This is a genomic window from uncultured Psychroserpens sp., assembly GCF_947494225.1.
In the GTDB taxonomy this organism is placed as follows: domain Bacteria; phylum Bacteroidota; class Bacteroidia; order Flavobacteriales; family Flavobacteriaceae; genus Psychroserpens.
Map to the genome: position 1 here is coordinate 829,100 of NZ_CANLUG010000002.1, position 22,339 is coordinate 851,438.

Here is a 22,339-nt window from a genome sequence, read left to right on the forward strand (position 1 = left end):
TAAAATTTATTTTTTTTAGTTGTGCATATTAAATTTGTTCCTATATTTGCAGCCTTAAAAAATCTAAAAGAGAGGAGGTTAAGAACTATGTTAATAATTCCAGTTAAAGAAGGAGAAAATATAGATAGAGCGTTAAAACGTTACAAGCGTAAGTTTGTGAAGACAACGGTTAAAAACCAGTTGCAAGAGCGCAAGCAATTTACAAAACCTTCAATTGCACGTAGAGCACAAATACAAAAAGCACAGTATGTTCAAGGTCTTAGAGATCAAGAAGCTGTATAACACGTGTTTTTTATCATATAAATCCTGCTAAATTTTAGCAGGATTTTTTTTGAGCATTAGTGAAGTTCAAATAAAAGGTTGTACATTTAAGATACACTTCAAGAGTTAATACCATTACTATGACTTTCAAAGCATTTTCAGACTATTTATTACTGGAAAGAAATTATTCAAAATTAACATTGAAAGCCTATATCAATGACCTAAAAGAATTTCAAGGGTTTATATGGTCTCAGTTTGATACAGATAATATAGATACGGTAAATTATCAACAAATTAGAAATTGGATTGTTCATCTTGTCGAAAGTCAAATCACCAATAGAAGCATCAATAGAAAAATATCTTCCTTAAACACCTATTATAAGTTTCTGCTTAAAACGAAACAAATTACTATAAATCCATTAGCCAAACACAAAGCATTAAAGGTGAGTAAAAAAGTTCAGGTGCCATTCTCAGAAACTGAAATGAAAGAGGTTATCGAAGAGTTGCAATCTGCAAAAGATTATGAAGGTTTAAGGAATAGATTAATAATAGAGTTGTTTTATGCTACAGGAATTCGAAGAATAGAATTGGTTCAACTGAAATTATCAGATGTTGATATGTCTAATAAATCGTTAAAAGTATTAGGGAAAAGAAATAAGGAACGAATCATTCCGTTAATTGATTCTGTGATAGATACAATCAAAGACTATTTAGATCAGAGAAAGAGTTTAGAAACTATAGTAGATCATTCCTATTTATTTTTAACTAAAAAAGGGGTTAAAATTTATGAAACTCTTGTTTACAGAATTATAAATGACTACTTTAGTAAGGTATCTACCAAAGTGAAAAGAAGTCCGCATATATTGAGGCACTCATTTGCGACTCATTTGCTTAATCAAGGTGCAAACCTAAATGCTGTGAAAGAACTCCTTGGTCATTCAAGTTTAGCAGCAACACAAGTCTATACTCATAACAGTATAGCAGAATTAAAAAAAGTGTATTCTAATACACACCCAAGAAGTAAAAAATAATATTGTCTAACCAATAAAAGAACGATTATGAAGGTAAACACACAATCTGTAAATTTCAGCGCAGACAGAAAGCTCATTGACTTTATTCAAAAACGAATGGATAAACTAGATATGTTTTATGATAAGGTCATTCAATCTGACGTGTATTTGAAAGTTGAAAACACAAGTGACAAAGAGAATAAAATTTTTGAAGCACGCGTTAAAGTTCCAGGAGATAGTTTTATTGTGAAAAAACAATGTAAAACATTTGAAGAAGGAACAGATATGGCAGTTTCGTCTCTAGAAAGACAGCTAAAAAAGCGAAAAGAAAAATTAAGAGCACATATCTGATAAAATTTTTCAAAAAATGTTTTGAATAAATAAATAAATCTTTACATTTGCAGTCCGTTAGAAATAGCGGGCTTTTTTTATAGCGAAAAAGTTATAGAAAAGCCGATGTAGCTCAGCTGGCTAGAGCAGCTGATTTGTAATCAGCAGGTCGTGGGTTCGAGTCCCTCCATCGGCTCTAAAAAAGTCTAGAAATAACAAGTGTTAGATTTAGCAAAAGTTCTTTAAAATTGGGGAGATACTCAAGCGGCCAACGAGGGCAGACTGTAAATCTGCTGACTACGTCTTCGCAGGTTCGAATCCTGCTCTCCCCACAAACAATTTTTAATAAGGAAGTTGTCAAAAGTTAGCTTTTGATAAAACAGAATTAAAAAATTGCTTGGATTGTTAACTCAATCTAGGATCACCGAACAACGCGAGGTGATCCAATTTGAAATATTGAAAACCTATAATCAGTAAAAAGATTATAAAAGCGGGAGTAGCTCAGTTGGTAGAGCGTCAGCCTTCCAAGCTGAATGTCGCCGGTTCGAACCCGGTCTCCCGCTCAAAAATTCCTGCGAAGGCAGGAATCTCATTTAATAAATGAGGAAGTAAACACTTTACGCCGGTGTAGCTCAGGGGTAGAGCGTTTCCTTGGTAAGGAAGAGGTCACGAGTTCAAATCTCGTCATTGGCTCTTTTCGAATTAAAATTAAATTGAACACTAATATAAATAAGATTAAATAAATTAAACAATGGCAAAGGCAACTTTCGATCGTTCAAAACCACACTTAAACATTGGTACTATTGGACACGTAGATCACGGTAAAACAACTTTAACTGCTGCTATTACTAAAGTATTAGCTGATGCAGGTTTATCTGAAGCAAGAGATTTCGATACTATCGATAACGCTCCTGAAGAAAAAGAGAGAGGTATAACAATTAACACATCTCACGTAGAGTATCAAACATCAAATCGTCATTACGCTCACGTTGACTGTCCAGGTCACGCCGATTACGTAAAGAACATGGTAACTGGTGCTGCTCAAATGGATGGTGCTATTTTAGTTGTAGCTGCTACAGATGGTCCAATGCCACAAACTCGTGAGCACATCCTTTTAGGACGTCAGGTAGGTATTCCACGTATAGTTGTATTCATGAATAAAGTGGATATGGTTGATGATGAAGAGTTATTAGAATTAGTAGAGATGGAAATCAGAGATTTATTATCATTCTATGAGTATGATGGAGATAATGGTCCTGTAATCGCTGGTTCTGCTTTAGGTGCACTTAATGGTGAGCAAAAGTGGGTAGATACGGTAATGGAATTAATGGAAGCTGTTGATAGCTGGATCGAAGAGCCAGTACGTGATATGGATAAGCCATTCTTAATGCCAATTGAAGATGTATTCTCAATTACTGGTCGTGGAACTGTTGCTACAGGTCGTATCGAAACAGGTGTTGCAAATACAGGTGATCCAGTTGAGATCATTGGTATGGGTGCTGAGAAATTAACATCTACTATTACTGGTATTGAAATGTTCCGTCAAATCCTTGATAGAGGAGAAGCTGGAGATAACGCTGGTATCTTATTAAGAGGTATTGAGAAAACTCAAATCTCTAGAGGTATGGTTATTACTAAGCCAGGATCTGTAACACCACACGCTAAATTTAAAGCTGAGGTTTATATCCTTAAGAAAGAAGAAGGTGGACGTCACACTCCATTCCATAACAACTACCGTCCACAGTTCTACGTACGTACAACTGACGTAACTGGAAACATTGCGCTTCCTGATGGAGTTGAAATGGTAATGCCTGGAGATAACCTTACTATCACTGTTGAATTAATTCAACCAATTGCAATGAACGTTGGTTTACGTTTCGCAATCCGTGAAGGTGGTAGAACAGTAGGTGCAGGTCAGGTTACTGAAATTTTAGACTAAATATTTATCAAATAAATATTAATTAAGGTGTTCCGATTTGTCGGAACGCCTTGATTTATATTTACGGGTTTAGCTCAGTTGGTAGAGCACTGGTCTCCAAAACCAGGTGTCGGGAGTTCGAGTCTCTCAACCCGTGCAAATTAAAAATCAAATGGCAGGAATTGTAAATTATATAAAAGAATCTTTTGACGAGTTAAAGAATAATGTGTCTTGGCCAACATTGGCAGAGGGGCAAAGCTTAACCGTATTAGTCGCTGTATTTTCAATCATATTCTCATTGGCTATTTGGGGAGTTGATACTGTTTTTAGTAAAGTCATTGAGGCTTACTTTACTTTAATGAACTAAACAACACAGAAGAGGATGTCTGAAACTAATGTAAATAAAAAATGGTACGTTGTTAGAGCTGTAAGTGGTCAAGAAAATAAAATCAAAGCCTATATCGAAAATGAAATTTCGAGATTAGGGTTAGAGGATTATGTTGACCAAGTATTAGTTCCAACAGAAAAAGTAATCCAGATTCGTAATGGAAAGAAGATAAATAAAGAACGTGTTTATTTTCCTGGATATATTATGATTCAGGCTAACTTAAGTGGTGAGATTCCTCATATTATTAAATCTATTACTAATGTTATAGGTTTTTTAGGTGAAACAAAAGGAGGTGATCCTGTGCCATTAAGACAAGCTGAAGTAAATAGAATGCTAGGTAAGGTTGATGAATTAGCTGTTGATGCAGATGCAAATGTAGCAATACCTTACACGCTAGGAGAAACAGTGAAAGTTATCGACGGTCCTTTTAACGGATTTGATGGTACTATTGAAAAGATAAATGAAGAAAAGCGTAAACTTGAAGTAATGGTTAAGATCTTCGGAAGAAAGACACCGTTAGAATTAAGTTATATGCAAGTTGAAAAAGTATAATAATTGTTACAAATATAGATAGTATATCTTTTTTGCTTCCACAATAAAGGATATACAAAACTAAAATTTTTAAAATGGCAAAAGAATTAGGTAAAGTAGTTAAATTACAAGTTCGGGGAGGTGCTGCGAATCCGTCGCCACCGGTTGGACCCGCTTTAGGAGCTGCTGGAGTTAATATTATGGAATTTTGTAAGCAATTCAACGCTAGAACTCAGGATAAACCTGGTAAAGTTCTTCCAGTTGTAATTTCAGTTTACAAAGACAAGTCGTTCGACTTTGTTATCAAGACTCCTCCAGCTGCGGTACAATTATTGGAAGCGGCCAAAGTAAAAAAAGGATCTGGTGAACCGAACAGAAAGAAAGTAGCAAAAGTAACTTGGGATCAAGTGAAAGCTATCGCAGAAGACAAAATGCAAGATTTAAATGCATTTAGTGTAAACTCTGCAATGAAGATGGTTGCAGGAACTGCAAGATCAATGGGTATCACTGTTAGAGGCGGAGAAGCTCCTAACTAAAAACGATTTGAAATGGCAATAACAAAAAAACAAAAAGAAGCAAGAGCTAAAGTAGAGAAGAATAAATTATACTCTCTAGAAGAAGCTTCGGCATTATTAAAGGAAATTACGTATACAAAGTTTGATGCCTCTGTAGATTTAGCTGTAAGACTTGGAGTAGATCCTCGTAAAGCAAATCAAATGGTAAGAGGTGTAGTATCTCTTCCTCACGGAACAGGTAAAGACATGAAAGTTCTTGCATTAGTTACTCCAGATAAAGAAGAGGAAGCTAAAGCGGCAGGAGCAGATTACGTAGGATTAGATGAGTACCTAGAGAAAATCAAAGGTGGCTGGACAGATGTTGACGTTATCGTTACCATGCCTGCTATCATGGGGAAACTAGGACCGTTAGGTAGAGTATTAGGACCAAGAGGTCTTATGCCAAACCCAAAAACAGGAACAGTTACTATGGATGTTGCTAAAGCAGTATCTGAGGTGAAAGCTGGTAAAATTGATTTTAAAGTAGATAAAACAGGAATCGTTCACGCTCCAATTGGAAAAGCATCTTTTAGTGCTGAAAAATTAGTTGGTAACGCAAATGAGTTATTATCAACGTTAAATAAATTAAAACCAACTGCGTCTAAAGGTGTTTATATGAAAAGTATTTTCATGTCAAGCACAATGAGTCCTAGTATTGCAATTGATCCTAAATTTAGTTAAGTAGTTAAATCTTTAATATTATGACAAGAGAAGAAAAATCACAAGTAATTGAAGAGTTAACTGCACAGTTAGCAGATAATACAAATATCTATTTAACAGATATATCTGGATTAAACGCAGGTAGCACTTCAGATTTACGTCGTGCTTGTTACAAAGCAAACGTACAATTAAACGTAGTAAAAAATACATTATTAACTAAAGCTATGGAGGCCTCTGATAGAGATTTCGGAGAACTTCCTACAGTTTTAAAAGGTAATACCTCTGTAATGTATTCTGAAACTGGTAACGCTCCAGCTAAAGTAATTAAGAACTTCCGTAAAAAATCTGAAAAGCCGTTGCTTAAAGGAGCTTTTATTGAAGAGGCAGTTTACATTGGCGATGATCAATTAGACATGTTAGTTGATATCAAGTCTAAAGAAGAGTTGATAGGAGAGATTGTTGGATTATTACAATCGCCAGCTAAGAATGTTATTTCAGCACTTAAATCAGGTGGTGGAACAATTGCAGGTATTATCAAAACATTATCCGAAAAAGAAGGATAATCAAATAAGTACGCACTTAAACAAATTATATTTTATTAAAATTATTAAAACGATAGAAAATGGCAGATTTAAAAGATTTCGCAGAACAATTAGTTAATTTAACAGTAAAAGAAGTTAATGAATTAGCTACAATATTAAAAGACGAATATGGTATCGAACCAGCAGCAGCAGCAGTAGCAGTAGCAGCAGGTGGCGGAGCAGCAGGTGGAGACGCAGCTGAAGAAAAAACAGAATTCGACGTAATCCTTAAAGCAGCAGGTGGTTCTAAATTAGCTGTTGTAAAATTAGTTAAAGAATTAACTGGTTTAGGATTAAAAGAAGCTAAAGGTTTAGTAGACGAAGCACCAAGTGCTATCAAAGAAGGTGTTGCTAAAGACGAAGCTGAAGCTCTAAAATCTCAATTAGAAGAAGCAGGAGCGGAGGTTGAGCTTAAGTAAGCTTAACAAACCTACAAATTATGGTTTAGGTCTTCCGAAACACTCGGAATGACCTAAACCCTTTTGTGTATAAAAAGGTGCACAAATAAACTAGTAAATTTTTTAATCAAAATCTCGTTCATCGATGTTAGCAAATACAGCTGAAAGATTAAATTTCTCTTCCATAGTAAACAGAACTGAATATCCAGATTTCTTGGATATTCAAATCAAATCCTTCCAGGATTTTTTCCAGTTAGAGACAAAATCAGAAGAAAGAGGAAATGAAGGACTATACAATACCTTCATGGAAAACTTTCCAATTACAGATACTCGTAACCAATTTGTATTAGAATTCTTGGATTATTTTATTGATCCACCTAGATATACAATTGAAGAATGTATCGAAAGAGGACTTACATACAGTGTGCCACTTAAAGCACGTCTAAAACTGTATTGTACAGATCCAGAACATGAAGACTTTGAAACGATTGTTCAAGACGTATATTTAGGAACTATTCCTTACATGACTCCTAGCGGAACTTTCTGTATCAATGGTGCAGAGCGCGTTGTAGTATCACAATTACATAGATCACCTGGTGTATTCTTTAGCCAGTCGTTCCATGCTAATGGTACTAAATTATATTCTGCAAGAGTTATCCCATTTAAAGGATCTTGGATTGAATTCGCTACAGATATCAATCAAGTAATGTATGCTTATATCGATAGAAAGAAAAAGTTACCTGTAACAACACTTTTTAGAGCTATCGGTTTTGAACGCGATAAAGATATTCTTGAGATTTTTGATCTTGCCGAAGAGGTTAAAGTATCAAAATCTGGACTTAAAAAAGTAATCGATCGTAAGCTAGCTGCACGTGTGTTAAATACATGGCATGAAGATTTCGTAGATGAAGATACTGGAGAGGTTGTATCTATCGAGCGTAACGAAATTGTATTAGATCGTGATACTGTTATAGATAAAGACAATATTGAAGAAATTCTTGAAGCAGGTGTGAAAACTATTCTTTTACATAAAGAAACATCACAGCAAGGAGATTACGCAATTATTCATAATACATTACAAAAAGATCCAACAAATTCTGAAAAAGAAGCTGTTGAACATATCTATCGTCAATTACGTAATGCTGAGCCGCCAGATGAGGAAACAGCACGTGGTATAATTGACAAGTTATTCTTTTCAGACCAACGTTACTCTTTGGGTGAAGTAGGTCGTTATAGAATGAATAAAAAATTAGGACTGGATATTGGAATGGATAAGCAAGTGCTTACCAAAGAGGATATCATTACTATTATAAAATACTTAATCGAACTTATCAATTCTAAAGCAGAGATTGATGATATTGATCACTTATCTAACCGTCGTGTACGTACAGTAGGAGAACAATTATCATCTCAATTTGGTGTTGGTTTAGCACGTATGGCTCGTACTATTCGTGAACGTATGAATGTTCGTGATAACGAAGTATTTACTCCAATTGATTTAATTAATGCAAAGACATTATCGTCTGTTATTAATTCATTCTTTGGAACAAACCAATTATCTCAGTTTATGGATCAAACCAATCCATTGGCAGAGATTACGCATAAACGTCGTTTATCAGCTTTAGGACCAGGAGGTTTATCTAGAGAAAGAGCAGGTTTTGAGGTTCGTGATGTTCACTATACGCACTACGGAAGATTATGTCCAATTGAAACTCCTGAAGGACCAAACATTGGATTAATTTCATCTTTATCGGTATATGCTAAAGTGAATTCAATGGGATTCATTGAAACACCTTATAGAAAAGCAGATGGTGGTGTTGTAGATATTAAAAATGCACCTACATATTTAAGTGCAGAAGAAGAGGAAGACATGTTAATCGCTCAGGCGAATATTCGTGTTGATGACAATGGAAAAATCCTTGAAGACAAAATTATTGCACGTCAAGAAGGTGATTTCCCTGTAATTGATCCAGCTAATGTACATTATACAGATGTTGCGCCTAATCAGATTGCATCAATTTCTGCATCATTGATTCCGTTCTTAGAACATGATGATGCCAACCGTGCATTGATGGGATCTAACATGATGCGTCAAGCTGTACCACTATTACGCCCACAAGCACCAATCGTTGGAACTGGTCTTGAGCGTCAAGTGGCTTCAGATTCTAGAGTATTAATCAATGCTGAAGGAAATGGAGTTGTAGAGTATGTAGATGCAAACGAAATCACAATAAGGTACGAACGTACAGATGAGGAAGCGATGGTAAGTTTTGATAGTGATACTAAAACGTATCCACTAGTGAAATTTAGAAAAACGAATCAAGGTACATCTATCAACCTAAAACCAATCGTTGAGAAAGGTGATAAGGTTAAAAAAGGACAAGTACTTTGTCAAGGTTATGCTACTGAAAATGGAGAATTGGCATTAGGTCGTAACATGAAAGTGGCATTCATGCCTTGGAAAGGTTACAACTTTGAGGATGCGATTGTAATTTCTGAAAAAGTAGTTCGTGACGATATATTTACTTCTATTCATATCGATGAATATTCATTAGAAGTTAGAGATACTAAATTAGGTAATGAAGAACTAACTAATGATATTCCTAATGTTTCAGAAGAGGCTACAAAAGACCTTGATGAAAATGGTATGATTAGAATTGGTGCTGAGATTAAGCCTGGTGATATTCTTATTGGTAAGATTACACCTAAAGGAGAATCTGACCCTACACCAGAAGAAAAGTTACTACGTGCTATCTTTGGAGATAAAGCAGGAGACGTAAAAGATGCGTCGTTAAAAGCTTCTCCTTCATTACATGGTGTTGTTATTGAGAAAAAATTATTCTCGAGAGCAATAAAAGACAAGCGCAAGAGAGCAAAAGATAAAGAAGATATTGAAGCATTAGAAAATATCTATTACAAGAAGTTTGATGATTTACAGGCTGTTTTAGTCGATAAATTATTTGCTCTTGTTAATGGTAAAACGGCACAAGGTATCTATAATGACTTAGGTGAAGAAATCATTCCAAAAGGAAAGAAATATACACTTAAGATGTTAAACGCTGTCGATGATTATACACATTTAACTTCAGGAACTTGGACAACAGACGATCACTTAAATTCTTTAGTTGCAGATTTAATTCACAACTATAAAATTAAAGAAAATGACCTTCAAGGATCATTACGTCGTGAGAAGTTTACAATTTCTGTAGGTGATGAATTACCAGCAGGTATTATCAAACTAGCTAAGGTTTATGTTGCTAAAAAACGTAAACTAAAAGTAGGTGATAAAATGGCAGGACGTCACGGTAACAAAGGTATTGTTGCACGTATTGTTCGTCAAGAAGATATGCCATTCTTAGAAGATGGAACGCCAGTTGATATCGTATTAAATCCATTAGGTGTACCATCTCGTATGAACATCGGACAGATATACGAAACTGTTTTAGGATGGGCCGGACAAAAATTAGGTCGTACATACGCGACTCCAATTTTTGATGGTGCTACCTTAGATCAAATTAATGCGTTTACAGATGAAGCAGATGTGCCAAGATTTGGTCATACATACTTATATGACGGTGGAACAGGAGATCGTTTTGATCAACCAGCAACAGTAGGTGTGATTTATATGATTAAACTAGGTCATATGATTGACGATAAGATGCACGCACGTTCAATTGGACCATACTCATTAATTACGCAACAACCTTTAGGTGGTAAAGCACAATTTGGTGGTCAGCGTTTTGGTGAGATGGAGGTTTGGGCACTTGAGGCTTATGGAGCGTCAAGTACATTACGTGAAATCTTAACAGTAAAATCTGATGATGTTATTGGTAGAGCTAAAACTTACGAAGCAATCGTAAAAGGAGAGCCAATGCCAGAACCAGGACTACCTGAATCTTTCAACGTACTTATGCACGAATTGAAAGGATTAGGATTAGATATTAGATTAGAAGAATAATTTGAAAAATTTTGCTAGTAAGGACAGCTTTCGAGCTGTCCATACGGTAACCACATAATATTATGGCAAGAAGACAAGATAAGAATACAGTACAGAGATTTAATAAAATCTCCATTGGTTTAGCATCTCCAGAATCTGTTTTAGCAGCATCTCGTGGTGAAGTTTTAAAACCAGAAACTATTAATTATCGAACACATAAACCAGAAAGAGATGGTTTATTCTGTGAGCGTATTTTTGGTCCTGTGAAGGATTTTGAATGTGCTTGTGGTAAATATAAAAGAATACGTTACAAAGGTATTGTTTGTGACCGTTGTGGTGTTGAAGTAACTGAAAAGAAAGTAAGACGTGATCGTGTTGGTCATATCAACCTTGTTGTGCCTGTTGCACACATTTGGTATTTCCGTTCATTACCAAATAAAATTGGATACTTATTAGGTTTACCATCAAAACGTTTGGATATGATTATCTATTACGAACGTTATGTTGTTATTCAACCTGGTGAGGCTAAAAATGCCGAAGGAGAACCATTACAAAAAATGGATTTCTTAACTGAAGAGGAATATCTAAATATCATGGAAGCTCTTCCTCAGGAGAATAGACATTTAGATGATACAGACCCTAACAAGTTTATCGCTAAAATGGGTGCTGAATGTTTAATCGAATTGTTATCAAGAATCGATTTAAACGAATTGTCATTTCAGTTACGTCACAAGGCCAATACTGAAACATCGAAGCAACGTAAAACAGAAGCATTAAAACGCTTACAAGTTGTTGAAGCATTTAGAGATTCTAATGCTAATAGAGAGAATAAGCCAGAATGGATGATCATGAAGGCTATTCCAATTATTCCACCAGAATTAAGACCTTTAGTGCCTTTAGATGGTGGACGTTTTGCAACATCTGATTTAAATGATCTTTATCGTCGTGTTATTATTCGTAATAACCGCTTAAAGCGTTTAGTTGAAATCAAAGCACCAGAAGTTATCTTACGTAATGAGAAGCGTATGCTACAAGAATCTGTAGATTCATTGTTTGATAACACACGTAAAGCATCTGCTGTAAAGACTGATTCTAATAGACCATTAAAATCATTATCCGATTCATTAAAAGGTAAGCAAGGACGTTTCCGTCAAAACTTACTTGGTAAACGTGTTGATTACTCTGCGCGTTCGGTTATTGTTGTTGGACCAGAATTAAAATTATTCGAATGTGGATTGCCTAAGAACATGGCAGCTGAACTTTATAAGCCTTTTATCATTAGAAAATTAATCGAAAGAGGAATTGTAAAAACTGTAAAATCTGCAAAGAAAATTATAGATAGAAAAGAGCCTGTAGTTTGGGATATCTTAGAGAATGTTCTTAAAGGACATCCAGTGTTATTAAACCGTGCTCCTACATTACACAGACTTGGTATTCAAGCATTCCAACCAAAATTAATTGAAGGGAAAGCAATTCAATTACACCCTCTAGTGTGTACTGCATTTAATGCCGATTTTGATGGTGACCAAATGGCGGTTCATTTACCATTAGGTCCTGAGGCGATATTAGAAGCACAACTTTTAATGTTGGCTTCACACAATATTTTGAACCCAGCAAATGGTTCGCCAGTCACTGTACCTTCTCAAGATATGGTACTTGGTCTTTATTATATGACTAAGCACCGTAAAACAGATAAAGATTATACAGTAAAAGGCGAAGGTTTAACATTCTACTCTCCTGATGAAGTAACTATCGCTTACAATGAGAAGAAAGTTGATTTAAATGCTGGTATTAAAGTAAGAACTCAAGATTTCAACGCAGAAGGTGAGTTAACTACTCAAATTATAGAAACAACTGTTGGTCGTGTGCTTTTTAATGAAAAAGTACCTGCAGCAGCTGGATATATTAATGAAGTATTAACTAAGAAGTCCTTGAGAGATATTATACATGGTATCTTAAAAGTGACTAGTGTGCCAGAAACGGCAGCTTTCTTAGATGAAATTAAAACTTTAGGATATAAATTTGCCTTCCAAGGAGGTTTGTCATTTAGTTTAGGTGATATTATTATTCCTGCTGAAAAGCAAGGTATGATTGATAAAGCTAATGGTTTGGTTGACGGTATTATGGGTAACTATAATATGGGATTAATTACAAATAACGAACGTTATAACCAAGTTATTGATATTTGGACATCTACCAATGCCGAATTAACAGAGCTGTCAATGAAGCGTATTCGAGAAGATCAACAAGGATTTAACTCGGTATTTATGATGCTTGATTCTGGAGCTCGTGGATCTAAAGAACAGATTCGTCAGTTAACAGGTATGCGTGGATTAATGGCAAAACCTAAAAAATCTAATGCAGGTGGTGGAGAAATTATTGAAAATCCGATTCTTTCTAACTTTAAAGAAGGACTTTCAATTTTAGAATACTTTATCTCAACGCATGGTGCTCGTAAAGGTCTTGCCGATACAGCACTTAAAACGGCCGATGCAGGTTACTTAACACGTCGTTTAGTTGATGTGTCTCAAGATGTAATTATCTACACTGAAGATTGTGGAACATTAAGAGGTATTGAAGTTAATCCGTTGAAGAAAAATGAAGAGATAATTGAAACTCTTGAGAAGAGAATCGTTGGACGTACTTCATTAAATGATGTATATGACCCACTTACTGAAGAACTATTGGTTGAAGCTGGTGGTCATATTGATGACGCTATTGCTAAACGAATTGGTGACTCTCCATTAGATTCTATCGAAGTGCGCTCTGCATTAACTTGTGAAGCTAAAAAAGGTATTTGTTCTAAATGTTACGGACGTAACCTAGCTACTGGTAAAATGGTACAAAGAGGTGAAGCTGTAGGTGTAGTTGCTGCTCAATCAATTGGAGAACCAGGTACACAGTTAACGTTACGTACATTCCACGTAGGTGGTATTGCAGGTAACATTTCAGAAGAGAATAAATTAGTAGTTAAGTTTGATGGTGTTGCCGAAATAGAAGACCTAAAAACAGTTAAGAGTACTGATAACGACGGTAAAGAAGTTGATGTTGTTATTTCTCGTACATCAGAATTAAAATTAGTTGATGCTAAAACAGGTATTACTTTAAGTACAAACAATATTCCTTACGGATCGTTTATATACGTGAAGCCAGGTGATAAAGTTAAGAATGGTGATACAATCTGTCAATGGGATCCTTATAACGGTGTAATTATTTCAGAATTTGCTGGTAAAGTGAAGTATGAAAACATCGAACAAGGTGTAACATATCAAGTTGAAATTGATGAACAAACAGGATTCCAAGAAAAGGTAATTTCAGAATCTAGAAATAAGAAACTAATTCCTACACTTCATATTGAAGATTCAAAAGGAGAAACAATACGTTCTTATAACTTACCAGTAGGAGCTCACCTTATGATTGATGATGGAGAGAAGATTAAGGTTGGTAAAATCTTAGTTAAGATTCCTCGTAAATCTGCTAAGGCAGGTGATATTACTGGAGGTTTACCTCGTGTAACAGAATTATTCGAAGCTCGTAACCCTTCTAATCCTGCTGTAGTAAGTGAGATTGATGGTGTTGTGTCTTTCGGAAAAATTAAAAGAGGTAACCGTGAGATTATCATTGAGTCAAAACTTGGAGAGATTAAGAAATACTTGGTGAAATTATCTAATCAGATTCTTGTTCAAGAAAATGATTATGTGAAAGCAGGTATGCCTTTATCTGATGGGTCTATTACACCAAACGATATCTTGAATATTAAAGGACCTGCTGCTGTTCAACAATATCTAGTTAACGAAGTACAAGAAGTATATCGTCTACAAGGTGTGAAGATTAATGATAAGCACTTCGAGGTTGTTGTGAGACAGATGATGCGTAAAGTAAAAATCATTGATTCTGGTGATACTATTTTCTTAGAAGATCAATTAGTTCATAAATCAGATTTCATCGAAGAAAACGATAAGATTTTTGGAATGAAAGTGGTTGAAGAACCTGGAGATTCAGAGAATTTAAAAGCTGGTCAAATTTTATCATCAAGAGAGTTAAGAGACGAGAACTCAATACTAAGAAGAGAGGACAAAACATTAGTTTCGGCTCGTGATGCACAGCCAGCTACTGCAACACCTATCTTACAAGGTATTACAAGAGCATCGTTACAGACCAAATCATTTATATCTGCAGCATCGTTCCAGGAAACAACTAAGGTTCTGAATGAAGCGGCTGTAAATGCTAAAGTTGACGATCTTGAAGGACTCAAAGAAAATGTTATTGTTGGTCATAGAATTCCAGCAGGAACAGGTGTTAGAAAATTTGATAGCATCATCGTAGGTTCTAAAGAAGAGTTCAATGAAATGATGAAAGCAAAAGAAGAGATGAACTATAACTAGTAATCTCATTCCTGCGGAGCCAGGATTTTATAACATAAAAGCCTTCACGCATTAATTTGTTTGAAGGCTTTTTTAATAAGAATATATAATTAATGAGTTTTCGTTTTCACGGAAATATAACAACGTTTGAGATGGCAGAAGAGAATAAAAACAAAAAACCAGGGATAAATATAGAACTGGATGAAAAAATTGCAGAAGGAACATATTCTAACCTAGCAATTATAAATCATTCGGTTTCAGAATTTGTAATTGATTTCGTGAGCATTATGCCCGGAACGCCTAAGAGTAAAGTAAAATCTAGAATTATATTAACACCACAGCATGCTAAGCGCTTATTAAAAGCTCTTGGTGATAATGTGAACCGATTTGAAAAAGCACATGGCGAGATTAAAGATTACGAGCAGCCTCCAATTCCACTGAATTTTGGTCCGACAGGACAGGCATAATATTAAAAAAGCCTTTGAAATTTAAATTTCAAAGGCTTTTTTATTGAAATAATGTAGGTAGTTAAGCATGGTTTTCTTTAGTTCGAAATGCTTCATCCGAATATAAGTTCATTAAGCTATTTTAGAGAGCTTTACTCTTCGCATATACTTATTTCTGAGAAAATTGTATAGCAATTTTAACAAGACAAAAATCATTTAAGCCACTTCCTGATTTACATGAAACTGTAAAGCACCAGATGGACACTTCTTAACTTGTTCAATAATTTTTTTTGTAGATGCTCCATCTAAATCGATCCATGGTATCACAGATTGACGGAATACATTAGAAAGTTCTTTGGCACAACGCTCAGCGTTTATGCACTTGCACGGGTTGTAAGTTACAGTAATATCGCTATTACTGAAAACATTGGGATTTGTTTTCATGAGTAGATCAATTTTGGGGTTTTAATCTATATTAAATTTAGATAACTAAAACGTTATCGCAACCTAATCATCGATTAAAAGTATAAAATCATCGTTAAAAAACAAATTTATTCCGAAATTTTAGACGAATGACACTTTTTTTAACTTAATCAAACTCCGATGTTAGATGAAATGTAATACTTGGATACTTTTGCTGAGTCATTTGCAATGAAAATACCGAATCTGCCAAAAACACTAGCTGTTCGCGCTTATCTTTGGCTAAAAAACGTTGCTTTACTCTTAAAAACTCTTTAAATTCTTCACTTTTTACATCATCAGTCTCTACCCAACATGCTTTATGTACATTTAAGTTCTCATAGGTACATTTAGCTCCATACTCATGTTCCAGTCTATATTGAATAACTTCATATTGTAATGCTCCAACGGTTCCAATCACTTTCCTTCCGTTTAATTCTAGGGTAAATAATTGGGCCACACCTTCATCCATAAGCTGGTCTATACCTTTATATAGTTGCTTGGATTTTAGAGGATCGGCGTTATTTATATATCTAAAGTGTTCAGGGGAAAAACTTGGTATACCTTTATAGTGAAGTATCTCTCCTTGAGTTAAAGTATCCCCAATTTTAAAGTTTCCTGTATCTTGTAATCCTACAATATCGCCAGGGTATGAAATATCAACAATCTCCTTTTTTTCAGCAAAGAAGGCATTAGGGCTAGAAAACTTCAACTTTTTATTATGCCTTACGTGAAGATAAGGCGTATTACGCTTAAATTCTCCTGAAACGATTTTTATAAAGGCCAGTCGATTTCTGTGATTTGGGTCCATATTCGCATGAATTTTAAACACAAAACCAGTAAAATTGTCCTCATCGGGTTCTACCAAACGTTCTTCACTGTTTTTAGGTCTAGGCTTAGGAGCAATATCAACAAAGCAATCTAGGAGTTCTCTAACTCCAAAATTATTTAAAGCCGAACCAAAGAAAACAGGTTGTTGTTGCCCATTTAAATAGGCTTCTTTGTCAAATTTTGGGTAAATACCTTCAACGAGTTCTATTTCTTCACGTAATGTTTGAGCTGCCTTTTCCCCAACTAATTTATCTAGTTCTGAAGACTCTAAATCATTAACCTCTATAGTTTCTTCAATGTCCTTGCGACTATCACCGCTAAACAAATTAATGTTCTTTTCCCAAATATTATAAATACCTTTAAAGTCATAACCCATACCTATAGGATAACTTAAAGGAACAACGGTTAAGCCCAGTTTTTGTTCTATTTCGTCTAATAGATCAAAAGCATCTTTACCTTCTCGGTCCATTTTATTAATAAAGACAATCATTGGGATATTACGCATTCTGCAAACCTCAACTAGTTTTTCAGTCTGCTCCTCTACACCTTTAGCGACATCAATAACAACGATAACACTATCAACAGCCGTTAGGGTTCTAAATGTATCTTCAGCAAAATCTTTATGCCCAGGCGTATCAAGAATATTGATTTTTATTCCATTATATTCAAAAGCTAATACCGAAGTAGCTACAGAGATACCACGCTGGCGTTCTATTTCCATAAAATCGCTAGTTGCACCTTTTTTTATTTTATTACTTTTTACGGCTCCAGCTTCTTGTATGGCACCACCAAAAAGTAAAAGTTTTTCGGTTAATGTCGTTTTACCTGCATCTGGATGGGATATGATTCCAAATGTACGTCGTCTATTGATTTCTTCTTTAAAAGTCATTGTCATTTTTAGTAGGTGCAAATATAATTTTAATAAATTATTTAAAATTAAAAACGACGCAGATAATTTATTATCAGTGGATGATGAGACTCTAGAACACGAGTGAAATTATAATATTTTATCTCATAAATTTTTAAATATTGGTATTTCATCGAAGATTTTAAAAACATGAACGAAAAGAAATTACTTGTTAAAATATTCTTAATAAGAATGATTATTTTTGAAATTACCAAGTCCCTCTATTTGGTTTTCCAATAAATAATATAGATTAATAGCACTATTTTTGAACCTACAAAAAAATAATAATCGCCTATTTTGCATACGCAAGCGTTGTATGTGAGTGGGTTTTTTTTGTTTATAGTTTTAAGGTGATGTTGTTAATCTAGATTTAGACTAATAAGTATTATAGATATAAATAATTTTACCTTAAGATAATATGAAAATCTTTACTCGATTCTCGTTTACAAACGTTTCATTGGTGTCAAAAACTTTAGTTTTTGCGGCCATTTTATTTTCTTGGAACGGTAATTCACAAAATATTTTAACAAACCCTGGTCTCGATCAAGCTGCAGCAGACTGTACTGGCATTGATGCAGATAGAGATGAGCAACCTGATGGTTGGATTAAAACGAATACACCAGACAGATCTACAGAAGGGGAACGTTCTTGGGATGGTACTTATTTTCCTAGAACAGCGTCTCCTAGTGGTGGCTGCTATTTTGGGTTTAGAGCCTTAGGTGGAGGCGAAGAAGGAATTGGTCAAAATGTAACTTTAATAGGAGGTGAAACATATAGTTTTTCTTTTGATTATTTGATTGAAACAAGACCTGGAAGCACACCTTGTACTCCTGAATTACAAATTAGATTGGACGGCGTTACGCTTTTAACATTTGCTGCACCTCCAACCGAAAATGTTTGGACGAGACCTACAGCAACTTTTGTAGCTCCTTCTAGTGGGACATTTTTATTTGAGTTCTTTTCGGGAGGAACATGTGCGAGAACATGGAATTTTGTCGATGCATTAAATTTGTCACTTGTATGTGAGGTTACCAATATTGCAACCTCGAATGAGTCTATTTGTAATGACAATGGAACACCTCTAAATAGTACAGATGATTTTTATACAGCTGATGTGTCTGTTATTTTTGCTAATGCTCCAACAACGGGAACATTAGATTTAACAGGTGACGGAACAGCTTCTGTGGCAGTTGGTAGTTTAGATGATCCAACGTTTCATACTTTTATTGGAGTGCAATTACCGGCTGATGGAGGTGCCATAAATTTAACGGCAGCATTTTCTGATGATGCAGCGTGTACTTTGACTAATACAAATGTGGCAACGGCACCTGCGTCTTGTAGCGTGCCACCACCAACAATCACAGCAGAGGATGATGATTTTAGTGGCACTCCAATTGATGAAACAGCGGGAGGTACGACAGCAAGTGTTTTTGTTGACAACGGCAATGGTACAGATGATTCAGATGGTTCTCCAGCTTCAGATGCCAATATAAATGACAATATCAGCATTACTAATGATGGTGGTTTAACAGGAGTTACCATAAATACTGATGGAACAATTGATGTACCAGGTGGGAGTACTCCAGGGAGTTATACTGTTACATATCAAATTTGCTTGAATGCACCAGATGCTGCCATTTGTGATACAGCCGATGTTACAATAGATGTTGAAGCAACACCAACAATCACAGCGGAGGACGATGATTTTAGCGGCACTCCAATTGATGAGACAGCAGGAGGAACGACAGCAAGCGTTTTTGCTGACAATGGCAATGGTACAGATGATTCAGATGGTTCTCCAGCTTCAGATGCCAATATAAATGACAATATCAGCATTACTAATGATGGTGGTTTAACAGGAGTTACCATAAATACTGATGGAACAATTGACGTGCCAGGAGGAAGTACTCCAGGGAGTTATACTGTTACATATCAAATTTGCTTGAATGCACCAGATGCTGCCATTTGTGATATAGCCGATGTTACAATAGATGTTGACGCAACACCAACAATCACAGCAGAGGATGATGATTTTAATGGCACTCCAATTGATGAAACAACAGGAGGTACGACAGCAAGTGTTTTTGCTGACAACGGCAATGGTACAGATGATTCAGATGGTTCTCCAGCTTCAGATGCCAATATAAATGACAATATCAGCATTACTAATGATGGAGGTTTAACAGGAGTTACCATAAATACTGATGGAACAATTGACGTGCCAGGAGGAAGTACTCCAGGGAGTTATACTGTTACATATCAAATTTGCTTGAATGCACCAGATGCTGCCATTTGTGATACAGCCGATGTTACTATAGACGTAGATGCTGCAATTTCTATCACAGCAGAAGATGATGATTTTAGTGGTGTACCAATAAATCCAGTTTCTGGAGGTACGACAGCAAGTGTTTTTGCTGACAATGGCAATGGTACAGATGATTCAGATGGTTCTCCAGCTTCAGATGCCAATATAAATGACAATATCAGCATTACTAATGATGGAGGTTTAACAGGAGTTACCATAAATACTGATGGAACAATTGATGTGCCAAGTGGAAGTGCTCCAGGGAGTTATACTGTTACATATCAAATTTGCCTGAATGCACCAGATGATACCATTTGTGATACTGCTGATGTAGCAGTTGTCGTTGGAAACTGTTTAGATTTTCCTTCAAACGATTGTGATGGTGATGGTGTTGTTAATTCTTCTGACGTTTGTGAAGGTTTCGATGATAATGAGGATTTCGATGGAGACACTGTCCCAGATGGATGTGATGATGATGATGATAATGATGGTTTGCTAGATACTGTTGAAGCCAACGGAAATGATCCAGACGGTGACGAGGATGGAGATGGTATTCCTAACTGGCAAGATACGGTTGACGACGGTGGTACTGGAGATGGTAGTACAACAGATTATACAGATATTGATACTAATGGTATTCCGGATGTCTATGATTTCGAAGGTGATGGTATACCTAATCATTTAGATTCAGATAGCGACAATGATAGCTGCCCAGATGCTTTAGAAGCCGATGGAGGATACTCATTTTCAGACTTAGATGGCGATAATAGTTTGGGCAACACGTCAGATGCTAATGGTATACCGCAAGTAAGCGGTTCATCGGCTCAACAGAATAACATTTCTAGTCAGGATATTACAGCTGGAGGACCAGAATGTGACGACGATAGAGATGGTGTGCCGAATAATGCAGATATTTGTAATGGATTTGATGATAATGCTGATGCCGATGGCGATTTAGTTCCTGATGGGTGTGATGACGATGATGATAATGATGGACTCGTTGATTCATTTGAAAAAGGACAAACATCAAATACACAACCTGCTTGTGGAACACAATCTGTTTTAAACTTTAGTAGTATTCCAACCGAAGTTTCTGGTGATGGAAATGCCGCAACTTTCCTTGAAGGAGAGGTATTTAGGTTTGCAAATGTATTACCTGGAGTTGATGCCTTAGTAACAATAGTAGATTTTCAAAATGCAACTATAGGAACTTTAGATGATAACTCTGAAGAACCAAATAATTTTAGACCTTCTACAGATTTTATAGGAGCGAACTTAAATGTTGGTGATTTAGCCTACGTAGAATACAATTTTGCTTTCGTATTAGCGGCAGATGATTCACCATTCCCAATAGCAGAATTTTTTGTGAACTTTAATGATATAGATGGTAACACCGACTTATCAGAGAAAGTATGGACGCAATATCCTGCGAGTTATACTGCTGAAACACCGACTCTATTGACGTTTTCCGACGATAATGGCTTTTTAGACGCTACAACTGGAGTAGTTAACTTCCCAGGAACAACCAATGTAAACCCACAAATTAATTTTACGGCAAGGTTTGTAAATCAGTCGTCATTGACATTTAGATTGGGTGCTCAAATTAATGATTCACCTTTCGTCTTTACACAAAGACGTTCTAACCTAGAGTTTGATTGTATTGCTAATTATAGTAACCCAATAACTACGGTTCTAGACTATGATGAAGATGGAATTCCAAATTTCCTTGATACTGATAGTGATGATGATGGTTGCCCTGATGCTATTGAGGCAGATGGAGGATTTACATTGGCCGATTTAGATGCTGATGATAGCTTAGGAGATATCGTGGTGAACAACGGAAATGGTGTTCCAGATGTTATTGCTTCTACTGGTCAGAATAATGTAAGCGCATATGATGAAACCGTAATATCAACTGAATGTTTCGATCCAAGTATAAATTTACTAAAGAGTATTCTTAGTGTGACACCAGCTGGTGCACCTGGTTTGGTTGATGATATTATTAACTATGAATTTGTTGTAACCAACACAGGAAATGTTGATTTAACTGATATTTCTGTAAGTGATCCTTTAATTGGAACGATATCTTGTGTTGCCACAACTTTGACACCTGGAACTAGTACTACATGTAGTGGAACATATACAATATTACAAAGTGATGTGGATGCTGGAGGAGTAGAAAACACAGCAGATGTATATGCAGAAGCACCAGGAGGAGATCTTCTTGATCCTAGTGATGACGTGACCGATGATTCTGATACTGGAACCGCTGGTGATGGAAGCACTGTTACAGATCCTGCTACAGAAGAAACTCCAGATCTCGATACTGTAAATGGTGATAATAATGATGGTGATCCAACAAATGACCCAACAACTTTAGTGATTCCACAGAATCCAATGATAAGTATTGATAAGACCAGTAGTTTAGATTTAGGAGCAGATGGTGTTGTAAGTGTAGG

At 35.7% G+C, this 22,339-nt stretch carries 16 protein-coding genes and 5 tRNA genes; 19 read left to right on the forward strand and 2 right to left on the reverse strand.

Annotated features, from left to right (window positions below):
• Positions 1-87: 87 nt before the first annotated feature.
• The 18 genes from rpsU to Q0893_RS07890 all read left to right on the forward strand — a co-directional run bounded on the left by rpsU (position 88) and on the right by Q0893_RS07890 (position 15,399).
• Positions 88-282, forward strand: coding sequence for a 30S ribosomal protein S21 (rpsU, locus tag Q0893_RS07805; RefSeq protein WP_230936960.1), 195 nt, complete (start codon positions 88-90; stop codon positions 280-282).
• Between the two features lie 119 nt (positions 283-401).
• Positions 402-1,292: a tyrosine-type recombinase/integrase gene (locus Q0893_RS07810; RefSeq protein WP_298900146.1), complete on the forward strand. Its 891-nt coding sequence runs from the start codon at positions 402-404 to the stop codon at positions 1,290-1,292.
• Positions 1,293-1,319: 27 nt separating this feature from the next.
• Positions 1,320-1,622: a ribosome-associated translation inhibitor RaiA gene (gene raiA / locus Q0893_RS07815; RefSeq protein WP_298900145.1), complete on the forward strand. Its 303-nt coding sequence runs from the start codon at positions 1,320-1,322 to the stop codon at positions 1,620-1,622.
• Between the two features lie 101 nt (positions 1,623-1,723).
• A tRNA-Thr gene (locus Q0893_RS07820) sits at positions 1,724-1,797 on the forward strand.
• Between the two features lie 54 nt (positions 1,798-1,851).
• Positions 1,852-1,933 (forward strand) — tRNA-Tyr (locus Q0893_RS07825).
• A 158-nt stretch (positions 1,934-2,091) separates the two neighbouring features.
• Positions 2,092-2,164 (forward strand) — tRNA-Gly (locus Q0893_RS07830).
• Between the two features lie 58 nt (positions 2,165-2,222).
• Positions 2,223-2,294, forward strand: a tRNA-Thr gene (locus Q0893_RS07835).
• Between the two features lie 58 nt (positions 2,295-2,352).
• Positions 2,353-3,540, forward strand: coding sequence for an elongation factor Tu (gene tuf, locus Q0893_RS07840; RefSeq protein WP_298900144.1), 1,188 nt, complete (start codon positions 2,353-2,355; stop codon positions 3,538-3,540).
• 63 nt (positions 3,541-3,603) lie between these two features.
• Positions 3,604-3,676, forward strand: a tRNA-Trp gene (locus Q0893_RS07845).
• A 15-nt stretch (positions 3,677-3,691) separates the two neighbouring features.
• Positions 3,692-3,886, forward strand: a complete 195-nt coding sequence (gene secE / locus Q0893_RS07850) for a preprotein translocase subunit SecE (protein WP_298900143.1) — start codon at positions 3,692-3,694, stop codon at positions 3,884-3,886.
• Positions 3,887-3,901: 15 nt separating this feature from the next.
• Positions 3,902-4,459 (forward strand): transcription termination/antitermination protein NusG, encoded by a 558-nt coding sequence (gene nusG, locus Q0893_RS07855; protein WP_298900142.1) that lies wholly within the window; start codon positions 3,902-3,904, stop codon positions 4,457-4,459.
• A gap of 74 nt (positions 4,460-4,533) precedes the next feature.
• Entirely contained in the window at positions 4,534-4,974 is a 441-nt protein-coding gene (gene rplK, locus Q0893_RS07860; RefSeq protein WP_298897373.1) for a 50S ribosomal protein L11, read from the forward strand.
• Positions 4,975-4,986: 12 nt separating this feature from the next.
• A complete protein-coding gene (rplA, locus tag Q0893_RS07865) occupies positions 4,987-5,673 on the forward strand; it encodes a 50S ribosomal protein L1 (protein ID WP_298900140.1) in 687 nt (228 codons plus the stop codon).
• A 20-nt stretch (positions 5,674-5,693) separates the two neighbouring features.
• Positions 5,694-6,215 (forward strand): 50S ribosomal protein L10, encoded by a 522-nt coding sequence (gene rplJ, locus Q0893_RS07870; RefSeq protein ID WP_298900139.1) that lies wholly within the window; start codon positions 5,694-5,696, stop codon positions 6,213-6,215.
• 59 nt (positions 6,216-6,274) lie between these two features.
• Positions 6,275-6,652 (forward strand): 50S ribosomal protein L7/L12, encoded by a 378-nt coding sequence (gene rplL / locus Q0893_RS07875; protein ID WP_298900138.1) that lies wholly within the window; start codon positions 6,275-6,277, stop codon positions 6,650-6,652.
• A 124-nt stretch (positions 6,653-6,776) separates the two neighbouring features.
• Positions 6,777-10,589: a DNA-directed RNA polymerase subunit beta gene (rpoB, locus tag Q0893_RS07880; RefSeq protein WP_299274091.1), complete on the forward strand. Its 3,813-nt coding sequence runs from the start codon at positions 6,777-6,779 to the stop codon at positions 10,587-10,589.
• Between the two features lie 62 nt (positions 10,590-10,651).
• Positions 10,652-14,953, forward strand: coding sequence for a DNA-directed RNA polymerase subunit beta' (gene rpoC / locus Q0893_RS07885; protein WP_298900136.1), 4,302 nt, complete (start codon positions 10,652-10,654; stop codon positions 14,951-14,953).
• 131 nt (positions 14,954-15,084) lie between these two features.
• Entirely contained in the window at positions 15,085-15,399 is a 315-nt protein-coding gene (locus Q0893_RS07890) for a DUF3467 domain-containing protein (protein ID WP_230936948.1), read from the forward strand.
• Between the two features lie 195 nt (positions 15,400-15,594).
• On the opposite strand, the gene Q0893_RS07895 is transcribed toward Q0893_RS07890, so the two are convergent.
• Together Q0893_RS07895 and Q0893_RS07900 are read right to left on the reverse strand one after the other, a co-directional pair.
• The gene (locus Q0893_RS07895; RefSeq protein ID WP_298900135.1) at positions 15,595-15,822 is read right to left on the reverse strand and encodes a (4Fe-4S)-binding protein; all 228 of its coding nucleotides are present in this window, start codon (positions 15,820-15,822) and stop codon (positions 15,595-15,597) included.
• A 145-nt stretch (positions 15,823-15,967) separates the two neighbouring features.
• Positions 15,968-17,557, reverse strand: a complete 1,590-nt coding sequence (locus tag Q0893_RS07900) for a peptide chain release factor 3 (RefSeq protein WP_299274096.1) — start codon at positions 17,555-17,557, stop codon at positions 15,968-15,970.
• Positions 17,558-17,993: 436 nt separating this feature from the next.
• Here Q0893_RS07900 and Q0893_RS07905 point away from each other — a divergent pair.
• A partial coding sequence (locus tag Q0893_RS07905; protein ID WP_299274099.1) for a hypothetical protein occupies positions 17,994-22,339 on the forward strand: 4,346 nt, incomplete at its 3' end.